This is a genomic window from Flagellimonas oceanensis, from assembly GCF_003992595.1.
In the GTDB taxonomy this organism is placed as follows: Bacteria; Bacteroidota; Bacteroidia; order Flavobacteriales; family Flavobacteriaceae; genus Flagellimonas; species Flagellimonas oceanensis.
Map to the genome: position 1 here is coordinate 1 of NZ_RZNA01000015.1, position 13,863 is coordinate 13,863.

Annotated in this window: 10 protein-coding genes; 6 read left to right on the top strand and 4 right to left on the bottom strand. The window is 47.1% G+C overall.

Annotated features, from left to right (window positions below; genetic code table 11):
* Window positions 1–83: 83 nt before the first annotated feature.
* The 4 genes from istB to EO132_RS04520 all read right to left on the bottom strand — a co-directional run bounded on the left by istB (window position 84) and on the right by EO132_RS04520 (window position 5,272).
* Window positions 84–821 (bottom strand): IS21-like element helper ATPase IstB, encoded by a 738-nt coding sequence (gene istB, locus EO132_RS04505; protein WP_127136784.1) that lies wholly within the window; start codon window positions 819–821, stop codon window positions 84–86.
* A gap of 24 nt (window positions 822–845) precedes the next feature.
* Window positions 846–2,399, bottom strand: coding sequence for an IS21 family transposase (istA, locus tag EO132_RS04510; protein ID WP_127136785.1), 1,554 nt, complete (start codon window positions 2,397–2,399; stop codon window positions 846–848).
* 124 nt (window positions 2,400–2,523) lie between these two features.
* Window positions 2,524–2,985 carry a JAB domain-containing protein gene (locus EO132_RS04515; protein WP_235856377.1) on the bottom strand — a complete coding sequence of 154 codons (462 nt, stop codon included), beginning with the start codon at window positions 2,983–2,985 and terminating at the stop codon, window positions 2,524–2,526.
* A 94-nt stretch (window positions 2,986–3,079) separates the two neighbouring features.
* Window positions 3,080–5,272 carry a transferrin receptor-like dimerization domain-containing protein gene (locus EO132_RS04520; protein ID WP_127136788.1) on the bottom strand — a complete coding sequence of 731 codons (2,193 nt, stop codon included), beginning with the start codon at window positions 5,270–5,272 and terminating at the stop codon, window positions 3,080–3,082.
* A 153-nt stretch (window positions 5,273–5,425) separates the two neighbouring features.
* Between EO132_RS04520 and EO132_RS04525 the strand changes: the two genes are divergently transcribed.
* The 6 genes from EO132_RS04525 to EO132_RS04550 all read left to right on the top strand — a co-directional run bounded on the left by EO132_RS04525 (window position 5,426) and on the right by EO132_RS04550 (window position 13,824).
* Window positions 5,426–6,703, top strand: coding sequence for an aminotransferase class V-fold PLP-dependent enzyme (locus EO132_RS04525; protein ID WP_127136789.1), 1,278 nt, complete (start codon window positions 5,426–5,428; stop codon window positions 6,701–6,703).
* Between the two features lie 67 nt (window positions 6,704–6,770).
* On the top strand, window positions 6,771–8,783 hold the full coding sequence (locus EO132_RS04530) for a M13 family metallopeptidase (RefSeq protein ID WP_127136790.1): 2,013 nt from the start codon (window positions 6,771–6,773) through the stop codon (window positions 8,781–8,783).
* Window positions 8,784–9,006: 223 nt separating this feature from the next.
* Complete coding sequence (locus EO132_RS04535) at window positions 9,007–10,926, top strand: hypothetical protein (protein ID WP_127136791.1); 1,920 nt, start codon at window positions 9,007–9,009, stop codon at window positions 10,924–10,926.
* Between the two features lie 2 nt (window positions 10,927–10,928).
* On the top strand, window positions 10,929–11,759 hold the full coding sequence (locus EO132_RS04540) for a DUF2490 domain-containing protein (protein ID WP_127136792.1): 831 nt from the start codon (window positions 10,929–10,931) through the stop codon (window positions 11,757–11,759).
* A 32-nt stretch (window positions 11,760–11,791) separates the two neighbouring features.
* Window positions 11,792–12,637 carry an MORN repeat-containing protein gene (locus EO132_RS04545; RefSeq protein ID WP_127136793.1) on the top strand — a complete coding sequence of 282 codons (846 nt, stop codon included), beginning with the start codon at window positions 11,792–11,794 and terminating at the stop codon, window positions 12,635–12,637.
* Between the two features lie 128 nt (window positions 12,638–12,765).
* On the top strand, window positions 12,766–13,824 hold the full coding sequence (locus tag EO132_RS04550) for a M8 family metallopeptidase (RefSeq protein ID WP_127136794.1): 1,059 nt from the start codon (window positions 12,766–12,768) through the stop codon (window positions 13,822–13,824).
* The last annotated feature ends 39 nt before the right edge of the window (window positions 13,825–13,863 follow it).

The window sequence follows — 13,863 nt, forward strand, 5'->3', positions numbered from 1 at the left end:
TGGCTATTTCGGAGTGATGGTGCCACCTGTTTCGGTCAAACAGTGCCACTTTGAAAGATCCTTCAATAATACAAAAAAATGTGTCAATCGTTTTTTAAAATTCCTTTTCTTAAGCTTTCCCCTTTTAGGTCCAACCTGTGGGAGGAGTTCACTATCCTGTCCAATATGGCGTCGGCAATTGTGCTTTCCCCGATAATATCGTACCAAGCCGATACGGGTATCTGGGAAGCTATAATGGTGGAAGCCTTGTTGTAACGGTCGTCTATGATATCCATCATGGCCTCCCGGGCATGGTTGTCAAAGCTCTGCAGGCCAAAGTCGTCCAGGATCAACAGGTCGGTTTTCAGGAGCTTGTCCAGTTCCTTTAGATAGGTGCCGTCCACTTTGCAGAGTTTCAGTTTTTTAAGTAATCTTGCCGTATTGGCATATATGGCCCTGTGTTCCATCATACATGCCTGGTGGCCCAGTGCCTGTGCCAGATAGCTCTTGCCCGTTCCCGAGGCCCCTGTGAGGATGATGTTTTCCTTGCGGGCCATAAAATCCAGGGTCCCCAGGCGGGCGAACATGTTCCTGTCCAGGTTGCGCTGTTGGTCATGTTTCACCTCGGCCAGGTTGGCGGACTGTGCGAACCCCGCCTGTTTGAGCAGCCGCTGGATCTTCCTGTTCTGGCGGTCCTCCCATTGGTGGTCCGTGAGCAGGGCCAGGTATTCGTCCGCGGTAATGTCGGGCGAACCGTTGTCCCTTACGTGCTGTTGGTGCAATTGGGCCATGGCGGTAAGGCGCATCTGTTTGAGTTTTTCGATCGTCTGTTCATTGTTCATAATATATCGGATTTAAGTTAATGATCATTGATAAGCGGAGGCGCCACGTATGTTCCCGTGGTCCGGGATGTGGCTCTTGTCCTCTTCCAGGTCCCTGTAGAACAGGGAGCTTTTGTCCAGGTTGTTCTTCAGGATGTTCCTGATGCGCATATAGGTGGCGGCATCCGCCTGAAGGGCCCTTTTACAGGCATTGTCCAGGCGTTGCGAACCGTAGGCCCTATGGAGCTGTATGACCCCCATCGCCCGTTTATATCCTATCTCCGGGTAGTCCCCCTTTGACAGTATCGTCTCCACACAGCCCAGCACATGGTCGCCATGGCGGGCCGCTTTCCTTTTAAAGAACTCCGGGCTCCAGTCGCTATAATATTTATGGGTACTGCCCAGGTGCTCTTTTTTGGTATTATAGCTGCCCTTTTCCGGGTGGCGCCCGTGCAGCGCGATCCGCCGCTGGTGGTAATGGACCTCCACCGTGGAACCCGTATAGTGGATTGTGGTCTCCTTCCCGATATAACGGTAGGGGACGCTGTAATAGCTCTTGTCCGGGGAGAAGTACACATAGCCCATCTTCTGGACCTTTGCCCTGCGATAGTCCTTTAGCTGGTAAGCACTCCCGGGCAGGGGCTTGAGGTATTCCCGTTCCACGGATTGGAACAGTTCCCTGCGACTGGCCTCCTTGCGTTTGAACAATAGACCGTTATAGGCCACCAACAGGCGCTTTATCTCCCGGTTCAGGTCGGCCAGGGAGAAGAACACCATTTCCCGCATCGGGTAATAGATGCGCTGATAGGCAAGGTGCACGGCGTTCTCCACCAGGGCCTTGTCCTGCGGGGAATACCCCCGGGCGGGGTTTATGGCGCAGTTGTAGTGCCGGGCAAAATCCTTGAAGCTCCGGTTGATGTCCGCCTCATATCTGCTCGCCCTTGTCACCGCGGATTTCAGGTTGTCCGATACAATGGCCTTGGGCACGCCACCGTAATAGTTCAGGGCATTGGTGCAACAAGCGATCAGGTCCTCCCGTTTTTGGCTCCTGCAGGCCTCCACGTAGGTATACTGGCTATTGGGAAGGATGGCCACGAACACTTCCACCGGGACCACTTCCCCTGTGTCCCTCTCGACCATATGCAGTTTCTTGCCCGCGAAGTCGATGAACAGTTCCTTGCCGGGGTCGTGCTCGAGCTTCATCGAGCCTTTTATCTTTGCATATTTACGGTGGTAATGTTCCAGGAACTGGGTATAGCCATAGGGATCCTTGGCCGTTCCGACATAATCCTGGTAATGGTGGAGGAAGGTGAAGCCGGGGTGGTTCCTGGCCCTGTTGATCCCCTCGAAACAGCGCATGAGCTCGTCGTAGCGAACATTGTCTATGGTCGTATGGGATGGGAAGAGTGCCTCCAGGGCCCCATTGTCAAGGGCGAGCAATTCCTTAAGGGAGCGGTCGCAGGCCCCGAACAGGCGCATATAGCTGTTCACCGTGTTACGGGATATCCCTAGGGTGGCACCTATCTTGCGGTTGCTCAGCCCATCGAGGTGAAGGGAAATAATCTGTTTTAGGTCCATCGGATCAAGTGTATTGGCCATATCGCTTGTTTTTGAGCGACAAGGTAATTGTTACTTGATCTTTCAAAGTGGCACGGATCGAACCGATATCACTGGCACAAAACGAACCGAAACGGATCGGGCCGCCCGCCAAAAGTGGCACAGATCAAACCGAAATGCCTGGCACTATAACTCCGAAATGGGTGGCACAAAACGAACCGAAGTATCCAACCTCCACTTTTATGAGTTTGCCCGCTTTCAGCATGTGGTCGGTAAAGGTAATATCGGCATCGGTCACCTCATGTGTGCCGCTGGGGTGGTTGTGTACCAAAATAAGTTTATGGGCCAGTTTGTAGATCGCCATCCGAAACACATCGGGCGGCTCGGCATTTACGCGGTTGCTGGCCCCCAGGCCAATGAGCTCCACAAAGAGAATCTTGTTGTTGTGGTTAAGGCCCACCACCCAAAAATGCTCTTGGTTGCGGCGTATCTTGTTCTCGCGCAGCAATACCTGCTGCATGATCGCATATATGTCCGAGGAGTTGAGCACTTTGATCTTTTGTTCTTTGGTAAGCCGTACATTCATAGGTAAGTGTCTTGCAATTTGGGTCTGGGAAAGGTAATCCATGCTTTTGAGAAAAGCAAAAATGGTATTGCAGCAAAGAAAACCGCCTCCTACATAGTTCGCAAGAGGCGGTTGGGTTGTTGTCAGAGAAATCCAGTTACTGCACTAGGCTGTTCAGTTGTTGTACCTGAGCATCAAAATTCTTGAGGGTGGTGGCCAACACCCCGATTTGTTCCTGTGCTTCTTTCCATTCCTGCTGCTCTATGGCCTCGCGCACGCCTGGAAGTGTTTTTACCCCATAGCCCGTGTAAAATCCAGGGGCATAGATCTGGTGCTTGAACCAGTCCCTACGGGGCAGTCCTTTTTCTTGCAATAATACCTGCTCCAAGCCCATCAACTTTTGGTTCAGTTGTGCCTTTTTGGCGGGGGACAGGGCAAGTACATCGGCCTTGGAAAAGGTCTCGATACTTTTCTTTAAATCCGCAATCACATTCTGTATAGGGGAGAAGTCCAAATAGGGTACTTCCTCCTTCATTTTTGCAGGTGCTACGGGTTTTTTTGAATCCATGGTCAATTGGTAGGCATCCGCCTTCACCAGTTTGTTGTGTTTTTCCACTTTGGAGCGCATATCTTCCAAGGTTTTCATCACTTCGCCCAAATAGGTTTCAATGGTGCTGTGCCATTGGGTAAGTTCAAACGGCAACACCTCGGCATTGGCCATACGTAGGGTAAGGCGTCCAGCTGTATTGGCCAAGACCACGCCATAGTCAAAACCAGGGTCCTTAAAACGGGTGTAGTGGGAGTAGGTATCGTAAATGGTGTGGTATTCCCCACCACGGCCCTCACCTCCGTAGCCCAAGTTCAGCGAGGCAATGCCCGTATGCTGGATAAAGGGTGTATAATCAGAACCGGAGCCCAAAGCGGACAGTTTAAAGGAGTCATCACCCCCGCGCATCAGGTTGGCCGCCTTGCGACGCTCCGCTACGGAGACGCCTTTTTGTGGATCGGTCACCACATCGGCCACTTGGCTTACCATGGCCTGTAGCGAATGGGAGCCTCCCACGCCCAAATATCCACGGCTGTTGCCATCGGTATTGATGTAGGCCACAGCTTTTTTCTGCAGTTCCGGCAGATGGTCTTCCACCCATTCCGTGGAACCGATGAGTCCGGGTTCTTCGGCATCCCAAGCACAGTACACCAAGGTACGTTTGGGTTTGTTGCCCTTTTTGGCCAATTGTCCCACTACGCGGGCTTCTTCCATCAAGGCGACCATACCGCTCACGGGATCGCTGGCGCCATGCACCCAAGCATCGTGGTGGTTCCCACGGATGACCCACTCGTCGGGGAATTCATCGCCCTCCAAAGTGGCGATCAGGTTATGGGCGGGTTTCAATTGCCAATCAAACTCCAGTTTCAGGTGTACTTTGGCAGGTCCGGGCCCAATATGATAGGTAAGGGGCATCGCTCCTCTCCAAGAAGCTGGGGCTACAGGGCCTTCCAAGGCTTCCAACAGCGGCTGTGCATCCTCGTAGGAAATGGGCAATACAGGTATTTTGGTAATGGTGGGTGCCTCTTCACGGTCCAAACGCTGGGCATCTTTGGTGGCGGCATAGCCGGGGGTCAATACATCACCAGGGTAGAGCGGCATGTCCATCACGGAACCACGCTGCACTCCCGTTTTGTTCTTAAAAGCTCCTTTGGGGTACGTATCGCCTTGGTAGTAGCCATCATCCTCGGGATCGGAATAGATGATACAGCCAATGGCCCCTTTTTCGGCGGCCAGTTTCGGTTTGATGCCACGCCAAGAACCGTAGTATTTCGCAATAACGATCTTGCCTTTTACATCGATGCCCAGTTTTTCCAGTTCCTCGTAGTCGCTAGGGATGCCGTAGTTCACAAAAACCAGTTCGGCTTCCACATCGCCATCGGTGGAGAAAGCGTTGTAGCTGGGCAGCAATTTATCGCCCTGGGCAGTGTAAGGGTCGCCCTCTACCGCAACAGCTTCCAATTTGGCGGTGTATTGGGTGGGTGCGGTCAGTTCCAACAAGCGCACTTTTGGGTAGGGGAACAGCACGTGGTAGGTATCGATACGGGTCTTGTACCCCCAGGATTTGAATTGCTTTTCCATCCATTTAACGTTCTTCTCACCGTATTCGGTACCGACCCAGTGGGGCTCGGCGGCCATGCGTTTCATCCATTGGTCGAGATTGTCGGAGGAAAGTTGTTTTTCGTAATCCGCTTCGAGTTGTAGTTGGTCGTCCGAAGCTTTTTCACTGAACCCAATTAGTTGGTCTTGGGCCGAGACACTGATTACTCCCAAAAATAGGAGCAGAAGTAATTTATTTTTCATGATTCTGAAATTAGCACTTAAATTTAAGGGATTGTTTAAAGCTAATGAAGCAAAAAGGGGAGAAGTGATGACAAATTTTCAAAGAATTTGCATTTTCTTTGAAGAGACCTATTCAAGTCGACAATAACCAATAACCCAATAACCAACCAAAAAATGTCACAACGTAGAAAATTTTTAAAACAAGGCGCCGCGGCGATGATGTCGATGCCGTTCATTTCTTTCGACCCCAAAAAAGACTGGTCCATTGAACCCTTGAAAACCAATGCCCCCAAAGATGAAGCCTATTGGAGCATGGTACGCAAGCAGTTTCCTTTAAAAGAAGGGCAGACCTACTTCAATAATGGTACCATGGGGCCTACGCCCGGTTATGTGCTTGATAAAATGTTCGACCACATGATGCACTGGAACGTGGAAGCCGCTACGGTGGACTATAAAAATGGATCGGGACCCGAATTGTTGACGGGTTATTTTCCGTATGAGGAACTGCGCACCAAGTTGGGCAAGATTATCAATTGCGATTTCAAGGAAATCTCCCTGACCCAGAATGCCACTTTTGGCATGAACTACGTGGGAATGGGACTCAACCTCAAAGAAGGCGACGAACTGCTCAACACCAATCAGGAACATGGAGGTGGATTCGGTGCTTGGCAACTCTTGGCCAAACGCAAAGGCTGTGTGTACAAGCAGGCTACCATGCCGGAACCTGCCAACGACCCACAAGAAATCGTGGATGCCATTTTTAAGGAAGTGACGCCAAAAACCAAGGTGATTGCCATTCCGCATATCGTTTCGGGCTTTGGAACGGTAATGCCCGTGAAGGAGATTTGTACTGAGGCCAAAAAGCGAGGCATTTTTACCGTGTTGGACGGTGCGCAATGCGTGGGGCAAATCCCGGTGGATGTAAAGGAGATTGGTTGTGATGCCTATTATTCGAGTTTGCACAAATGGTTGCTGGCCCCTTCGGGCAGTGGATTGCTGTATATCAATAAAGATGTGGTGGGCGATATTTGGACGACCATTGCAAGCTACAACTGGGACAATCAAGATGATCATGGTTTTCGGTTGATGCAAAACGGTACTGGGAATGCAGGGCTTATGGCAGGATACGATGCCGCGTTGGACTTTTTCAATACCATCGGTCATGATGTATGGTTGAACCGTGTAAAGGAACTGGGCCAATATCTGCGTGATGGTCTCAAGGAAATGAAACACGTTACCTTCTACTCACCCACTAATGAGGAAATGGTGGCCGGCATCACTACCTACAGCGTAGCGGGAATGAGCGGCCCCGAGCTTCAAAAATACCTATGGGGAAAAGAGCGTTTACAACCTCGCTCCGTAGGCAGTAAAATGATGCGGCATTCGGTTCACATCTATAATTCCAAAGAAGAAATAGATAAGGCTTTGGAGTTGGTTGGCGGTTTGGGGTAACAAAATTTTACAAGCATCTCAAATGAAACCTTATTTATAGGTATCTTGTGACAAATAAACCATCCTTATGAAATATGTTTCGTCGATAGCTTTGGCAGCTATCCTTTTAGTTTCTTGCCAACAAGAAAAAACCGAAGAAGAACCATCCAAAATCGCATTTACCGGAATCACGGAATCGATCAAACCAGGGGACAATTTTTTTGACCACGTAAACAAGTCCTGGTACGACACGGTTCAAATTGCCGATGATCAAGTGGGTGTGGGTTCGTATAGCTTTCTCAATATCCCACAGCGACAATTGCTTCAGGATATTTTGGAGGAAGTATCGTCCGCTGAACACGAAAAAGGAACGGTGGAGCAAAAAGTGGGGGATTTCTTTGCCTCTGGCATGGATACGGCCACCATCAACCAAAGAGGATACGCGCCCGTGAAACCAATCTTGGAGGAAATTGAGGCCCTCTCCAATACCGATGAGGTCATTGATTTTGTCACAACGCAAATCGCCAAGGGCAACAACTCCATCATGGGGCTTCGCGTAGCGCCAGACAATAAAAACAGTCAAATCAATATACTACATGCCAGTCAATCGGGTCTGGGACTACCGGATAGGGATTATTACTTTAAAACAGATGAATCCACGACGGGTATTCAAGATGCCTACAAAACGTATGTGTCGACCCTGTTTGATTTATCGGACATAGCGGATGGTGCAGCAAAAGCGGAAACCGTCTACGAAATCGAAAAGCAGTTGGCCGAATCCCATAAAACACGCATCGAAAGACGTGATATCCAAGCCAATTACAATAAATTGGCGGTTAGTGATATCACTGCATCCAATCCGAATATAGATTGGGCAACTTTGTTGGATGCGTTGGCATTGGAAGCTGATTCCATTAATGTTCGTCAACCAGAATACTACAATACTTTGGACGAATTATTGGGCACTGTGTCCGTGGAGGACTGGAAAACCTATTTAAAGGCGCATACACTACAGCATTATGCTAGATTTTTGAGCGTAGCTTTTGAAGATGCCCTTTTTGAGTACAATAAAGTGCTATTGGGTCAGTCGAAACAACAGCCACGACCACAGATTATGGCGCAGCAAGTGGACCGAAATCTGGGCTTTGCCTTGGGACAGCTCTACGTGAAGCGTTATTTTGACGAAGCCGCCAAGCAACGTGTATTGGATTTGGTAAACAATCTACAGAAGGCTTTTGAAAACAGAATGTCCCAATTGGACTGGATGAGTGACAGCACCAAGGCCAAGGCCAAGGAAAAGTTGTATGCCATTACCAAGAAAATAGCCTACCCCGATGTATGGCGCGAGTATGATGTGGATATCGAGCGGGATCAGTATTTTGAAAATGTGATCGCACTACAAGCCAATAACTACGAGTACAATGTGCAATACTTGAACAAGCCACCGAACAAGGATGCTTGGGGCACTACGCCCTCTACGGTAACGGCATATTACAATCCATCACTCAATGAGATTGTTTTTCCGGCGGGGATTCTACAGTTCCCTTATTTTGACATGGCCGCTGATGATGCCGTAAACTACGGAGGTATAGGGATGGTCATAGGCCACGAGCTTACCCACGCATTTGACGATAACGGTTCCCAGTATGATGGCGAAGGAAACTTAAAAAATTGGTGGACGGAATCTGATTTGGAGAAATTCAAGGAAAAGACACAGCAGCTTATCGATCGCTACAGTTCGTTTACCGTTTTGGACACGGTTCACTTAAAAGGAGCCATGACCATCGGCGAGAACACAGCGGACAATGGAGGGATTGCTATAGCGTACGACGCCTTTAAAATGACGGAACAAGGTCAGGATACCGTGAAAATAGGTGGATACACTCCAGACCAACGCTTCTTTTTGTCCATTGCCCGTATTTGGCGAGTGAAGGTCCGTGATGAATTCATGCGGAACTATGTGAATACCAATTCACATTCCCCGGCCATATGGCGAGTCAATGGGCCATTGATGAACTTAACGCCTTTCTACGATGCTTTTGATGTGCAACCGGGCGAGGAAAATTATAAACCAGAGGAAGAACGTATCAAAATTTGGTAAACCCTTCAGGTTTTGATTAGAGAAATACAAAAGCGCACCGATCGGTGCGCTTTTTTCGTTTTTAAATTTCAGACTTTGCAAAAGAATGCCTTGGTCAAATTAGCAATCAATGATTTTTTTATAACAAAACAGGGCAAATCCTTAAAAGCTAAGACATATATAATCCAAAAGCTTCGTTGGGTACGTAGGTAATTGTAAATATCAGCTAAACCACAATTTCCTCATGATTCAGCCCTTTAAGAAATGGCTTCTCCCTTTATTTTTTCTATTGGTTCTGCCGCTATCAACCTATGGTCAGGAACTGAAAACGTATGAAGGTCCGCTTCAGGTGGGACCTTATCAGGGAAAAGCGGTTTATCAATACAGTATTATCGACTTGGACACCGTTTTCAATGGCGATTTCCAACTCCGTAAATCCAATTTGCAAACCTTAATGGAGCAAAAGGACTCCTCTTTTGGTTTTACAGGTTATTTTGATAAAGGGGTGGCGAACGGCCCATGGGAGTTTCAGTTTGGGGAGTTCAATACAAATAACCAGAGCCAAGTAGTGGACAATGAGTACCGTGTATTGATCAGTGGCGTCCAAGAAATTGGAACGGGAGACTTGGCTCAAGGGAAGCCAGATGGCACATGGACCTATACCATCAATCAGATCAAGGATTCCCAAATTGAAAAGACACTGTTCAAGAGCACCATTTCCTTTGATGAAGGTGTGCCACAGCAAAATTTTCAAATAGAAAACGATACCAGTGTGCTGGTCGGTAGATTGCTGAGGGACGGTTTGGCACATGATGAATGGTCTTTTTATGGAACGGAGACCGTTGATGATATGGAAAATTGGTTTTTTGATGATGGATTGCTACGCAGCGTACAAATGGAATCCGATGAGATTTCAATATTCAACGCTGACCTTCCGAGCTACCAGACCATTGATTTGGATGCAGGTTTTATTGCATTGCTGGAATCGGTATTGGACTCGGAAAATGGCAAAAGCCATGTGGCCAATTTGCTTGAGCAGCATATGGAGTACTATCAAAAAATAAACGGTGTATTGGGCCACTTGGGAAATGCTGGGTTCAAACCCAACATGAAGGCCAGGGTTCCGCATTATCCTTTGGATTCCCTTCAGAATAAAACATTGGCGCAGATTGCCTCTGACTATAAAGTGGCGGCGGACTTAAGCAATGCCATTCTGGAGAACAGTCATCTTAACATCGTGAAACGTTCGGACCCCGAAGCACTTTTCTATTACAATGCCACAGAAAAAATAAACAAAGAGTTTTTGAACCCTTTGAAAACCTTGGTGAGCCATATCGATTTGGATATTGTCCAGCATCAACCAATACCAGAATTATTGAACCGATTATGGCCCAACGGAAAACCGAGCACAGCAATCAGGGTTACCAATGATAGAGACGAAACAAGGGTTTTCAGTTTGCCCAGTTCCGGGGAATTTGAATATGAAGGGGATGATTTGCTATCCGTAGGAGCCATGGCCACCTATGCAAGAATGAGCTTGGAATATATAAAAGGTTCCTTGGCATCACGCCTGACCAATGACGAGCAACTTCAAATGTTGAATGGTTTGGAAGAAGAGCTCATTGAAATCAACAACGGTTTGGAACGAGAAATGGATTCCGTTTCTGGGCTTTCTTCAGATTATGTTACGGCATTGGACCAACTTCAGCAGTTGGCGGACAGTTCTTTAACCACTTATGCGGACATTGAGAATCCTAATGAAAAGCTGGAGTACGGCCGAGGCATAAAAGTATGCCTTTCTGAGTTGACCGCACTTGCCCAAAACATCAAAAGCATTCCGGCACGCCGAGGAGAAATCAAAAAAGAATACACTGATGCCGTTTGGAACCCCTTTATGGCCAATGTGATGGAAGAAGAGGTGAAAAAACGAATTGTGGGTGCGTACGAAGATATTTTGATTCCCTATTTCATTGATACGGTCACGGAAAATGTAAGCTGTACCAATGCAGGTCAACTGAATGATCGAATGGAAAACACCCATCAAATTATATTGGATCTACGCCATAAGGACACCAAAAAGTTGGAGCGCAAACTCCGAAGGGAAAAACGTCCCCAAGCCGTTTTAACATTGCTCCAAGAGCAATCAACCCTAAAAAACCAATAAGCATGAAGAGTACTAGTAGAAACTTTTTGGTGGTTGTTTTGCTGATTGTTGGAGTTATGGGTATCGGTTTTTCACAAGAATCCGAACCCGTGGTATTGCCAGAGACTTCACAATATAAAAGTCCAAAAACCAAAGTTTGGTTCAATACCTACGGAAACATCAGGATTGGAAAGCGTTTCTTTTGGGATGCCCAGACCCATTTTAGGTTTGAGGAGACCAAAAGCACTCCTTTTATAGGACAGATAGGTCAGATTTACAACCGACATGCCATTGGTTATATCTTTAACAAGAAGACCAATTTCAGATTGGGTGGGGTAGTGCGCATCAATTTTAATACCGATGAAGATTCGGAGGACAGGAATGTTGTCCCTGAATGGCGGATTTGGCACCAATACCAATTTGCCATGCCGTTTTACTCAGCCATGTTGTACCATCGAATCCGAATAGAGCATCGATGGACCCAAGGTTTTGCCGAGGATAGTGATTATATTTTCAGAAATCGATGGCGGTATATGTTCCGGGCCAAAATCCCACTGAACAACAACAAGCTGAGCCCAAAAACATTATATGTTTCCCCAGAAGCGGAATTGATTATGCAAAGTGGAAAGGAAGTAGTGGGAAGCCCCATGGAAGACCTACGATTGACCACGACCGTCGGGTACATTCTCACGCCCCGATTAACAGTTGCAGCAGGTGTTCTATATTCCCAGGGTCAAGAGCGATCCAATCCAGGGTATTTCCATCAAGGTTGGACCCTACGCTTCCACATGTACTATTCGCCCGACTTCAGGAAGGTCAAAAACAAGTTGCCCGACGTCCATTTGACCGATTGATACGTATCTAATAGTGAACCAAGCAATTACTCATGAAGATAAAAAAATACGCTCCCTTTATTCTTTTGGCCTTTTCAATCGTGGGAATACTGTTCTTTTTTTCCAAATCGGTTCAGCTTCAAAAGGATCTTTCCCAGCTTAGGGAAGAAAATAAAATCATTTCAGAAAAGATACATGCCTACGATCAGTTGACGGAAATCGACTCACTGTTGTTGGAGGGCGAATATGACACGGCCATAGCATCCTATAATGCGTCCATGAATTCCATGGAGGAAAACAATAGGATTATCCCATTGCGTATTGCATTGGCGGAAAAGCTACGGAACACGAATTCCAATGTGTTGACTGTTCAAGACAGTACATTTGAATCGCAGGATACACTCTCCGCTTCCAGATGGGATGAAGACATGGCCGTTAGAAAATACGACTCCCTTAATTTCTCTCTAAAAAAGACCAAGGTCCAATTAGCCCGTTTAAAAAAGCAACTCCAGCAAAAGTCCTTTGGCGAATACCTGACCTTTGAGAGCAAGAAGGGAAATCAATTGCACTACATCGGTCAAGTCAAAGATGGTAAGGCCCATGGTTTTGGAGTCGCTTTGTTGGATACCGGCAGCAGGTACGAAGGCGAGTGGCAGAGCAATCAGCGGCACGGGGAAGGTACTTTTTACTGGCCCGATGGAGAATACTACGTGGGCAATTATAAGAATGATAAACGTAGTGGATTCGGTAGTTACTATTGGCCCAATGGAGAGAAATACACGGGCGAGTGGGAAAATGACAAGCGTAGCGGTACCGGAAAATTTTACGATGCTGAAGGCGATGTGGTCGCCGGTGGTGAGTGGGACGAAGACAAACTGGTAGAGGTCAACGAGAAGTAATATACTGCTCGTTTCAAACTCCCATTCTTACATAAGTTTTACCCATTCATACAATATATAGGTAAATTCATAATTAGTTTTTTCATCTTAAGGTTGATAATTACTTAATCTTAAATTGAAACACGATTATGAAAAACCTCAAGAGAACACCATCTTTTTCTTTACTACTTGTTGCCACCTTTGGAGCATTTGTATTTCATTCTTGTTCGCAAGACGAAGCTTTGGGAGAGGATGTAAGTGCCATGAAAGAGTCCGAACCAAGCTTGGTGGAACTGGCCTCACGGACAGGTGATCCCATTATTATTGATGATGTGATTCCAACTACTGATATTTCTGCCGCTAGAGCCAGCGGCGCTGCAGGAGAGGACAGGGGACGTTTTAATATAACCCTTAAGTTTTTGTTACCTCCTACAGAGAGACAACAAGAAGTTTTTGATCAAGCCGCTTCCCGTTGGGAGCGCATTATCATAAAGGATGTACCTTCCATCACGGGAACGATTCCTTCCGCATTCAACGGTTTTCCCCCTGCAGTTGAAGGAACCTTGGACGACATTGTAATAGAAGTTGCCTTGGCACCCATTGATGGACCGGGAGGAACTTTGGGGCAAGCAGGCCCCAATTTTGTTCGTACCAGTGATTTCTTACCTATTTCAGGTGTGATGTATTTTGATGTGGACGATTTGGAGTTTTTGGAAACTTTGGATTTGTTTGAAGATGTCATTGTACACGAAATGGGACATGTGTTGGGTATAGGAACCCTTTGGAACACTGCGGATTTTGGATTTGATAGGACCTTGCTTCTTGGTGGGGAAACCAACCCTTATTTTGCCGGACATAAGGCCAATGTATTCTGGAACGCAGAAGGAGGAACTGGCGAATTGCCCATCGAAAGTTTATATGGTCCCGGAACCGCTTTTGGTCACTGGCAGGAATCCACATTGAACAACGAACTTATGACAGGCTTCTTGAACCTAGGAGAAAATCCATTGAGCAGAATTACAGCAGGTTCCATGAAAGATTTAGGTTACGGAGCTGCAAGTGTTGGGGAACAGTATGATTTACCTAGAGGTACACCAGGCGTGGACTTGAGCACTCTAGAAGAAGGCGATACCTCCGAAGGACTTAATATTGCTGCAAGGGAAACATTGCTAATGCCCGTAGGATTTGTGAACACCAGTAAAAAATAAGTTAGACAAATTTAATATCAGTAAGCCCGTACTCATGTA

What these genes read in the sequence shown, in the direction of transcription:
- istB (WP_127136784.1), bottom strand. Translation starts at nt 821, where the DNA reads ATGAACAATGAACAGACGATCGAAAAACTCAAACAGATGCGCCTTACC.
- istA (WP_127136785.1), bottom strand. Translation starts at nt 2,399, where the DNA reads ATGGCCAATACACTTGATCCGATGGACCTAAAACAGATTATTTCCCTT.
- EO132_RS04540 (WP_127136792.1), top strand. Translation starts at nt 10,929, where the DNA reads ATGAAGAGTACTAGTAGAAACTTTTTGGTGGTTGTTTTGCTGATTGTT.
- EO132_RS04515 (WP_235856377.1), bottom strand. Translation starts at nt 2,985, where the DNA reads ATGGATTACCTTTCCCAGACCCAAATTGCAAGACACTTACCTATGAAT.
- EO132_RS04550 (WP_127136794.1), top strand. Translation starts at nt 12,766, where the DNA reads ATGAAAAACCTCAAGAGAACACCATCTTTTTCTTTACTACTTGTTGCC.
- EO132_RS04530 (WP_127136790.1), top strand. Translation starts at nt 6,771, where the DNA reads ATGAAATATGTTTCGTCGATAGCTTTGGCAGCTATCCTTTTAGTTTCT.
- EO132_RS04520 (WP_127136788.1), bottom strand. Translation starts at nt 5,272, where the DNA reads ATGAAAAATAAATTACTTCTGCTCCTATTTTTGGGAGTAATCAGTGTC.
- EO132_RS04535 (WP_127136791.1), top strand. Translation starts at nt 9,007, where the DNA reads ATGATTCAGCCCTTTAAGAAATGGCTTCTCCCTTTATTTTTTCTATTG.
- EO132_RS04545 (WP_127136793.1), top strand. Translation starts at nt 11,792, where the DNA reads ATGAAGATAAAAAAATACGCTCCCTTTATTCTTTTGGCCTTTTCAATC.
- EO132_RS04525 (WP_127136789.1), top strand. Translation starts at nt 5,426, where the DNA reads ATGTCACAACGTAGAAAATTTTTAAAACAAGGCGCCGCGGCGATGATG.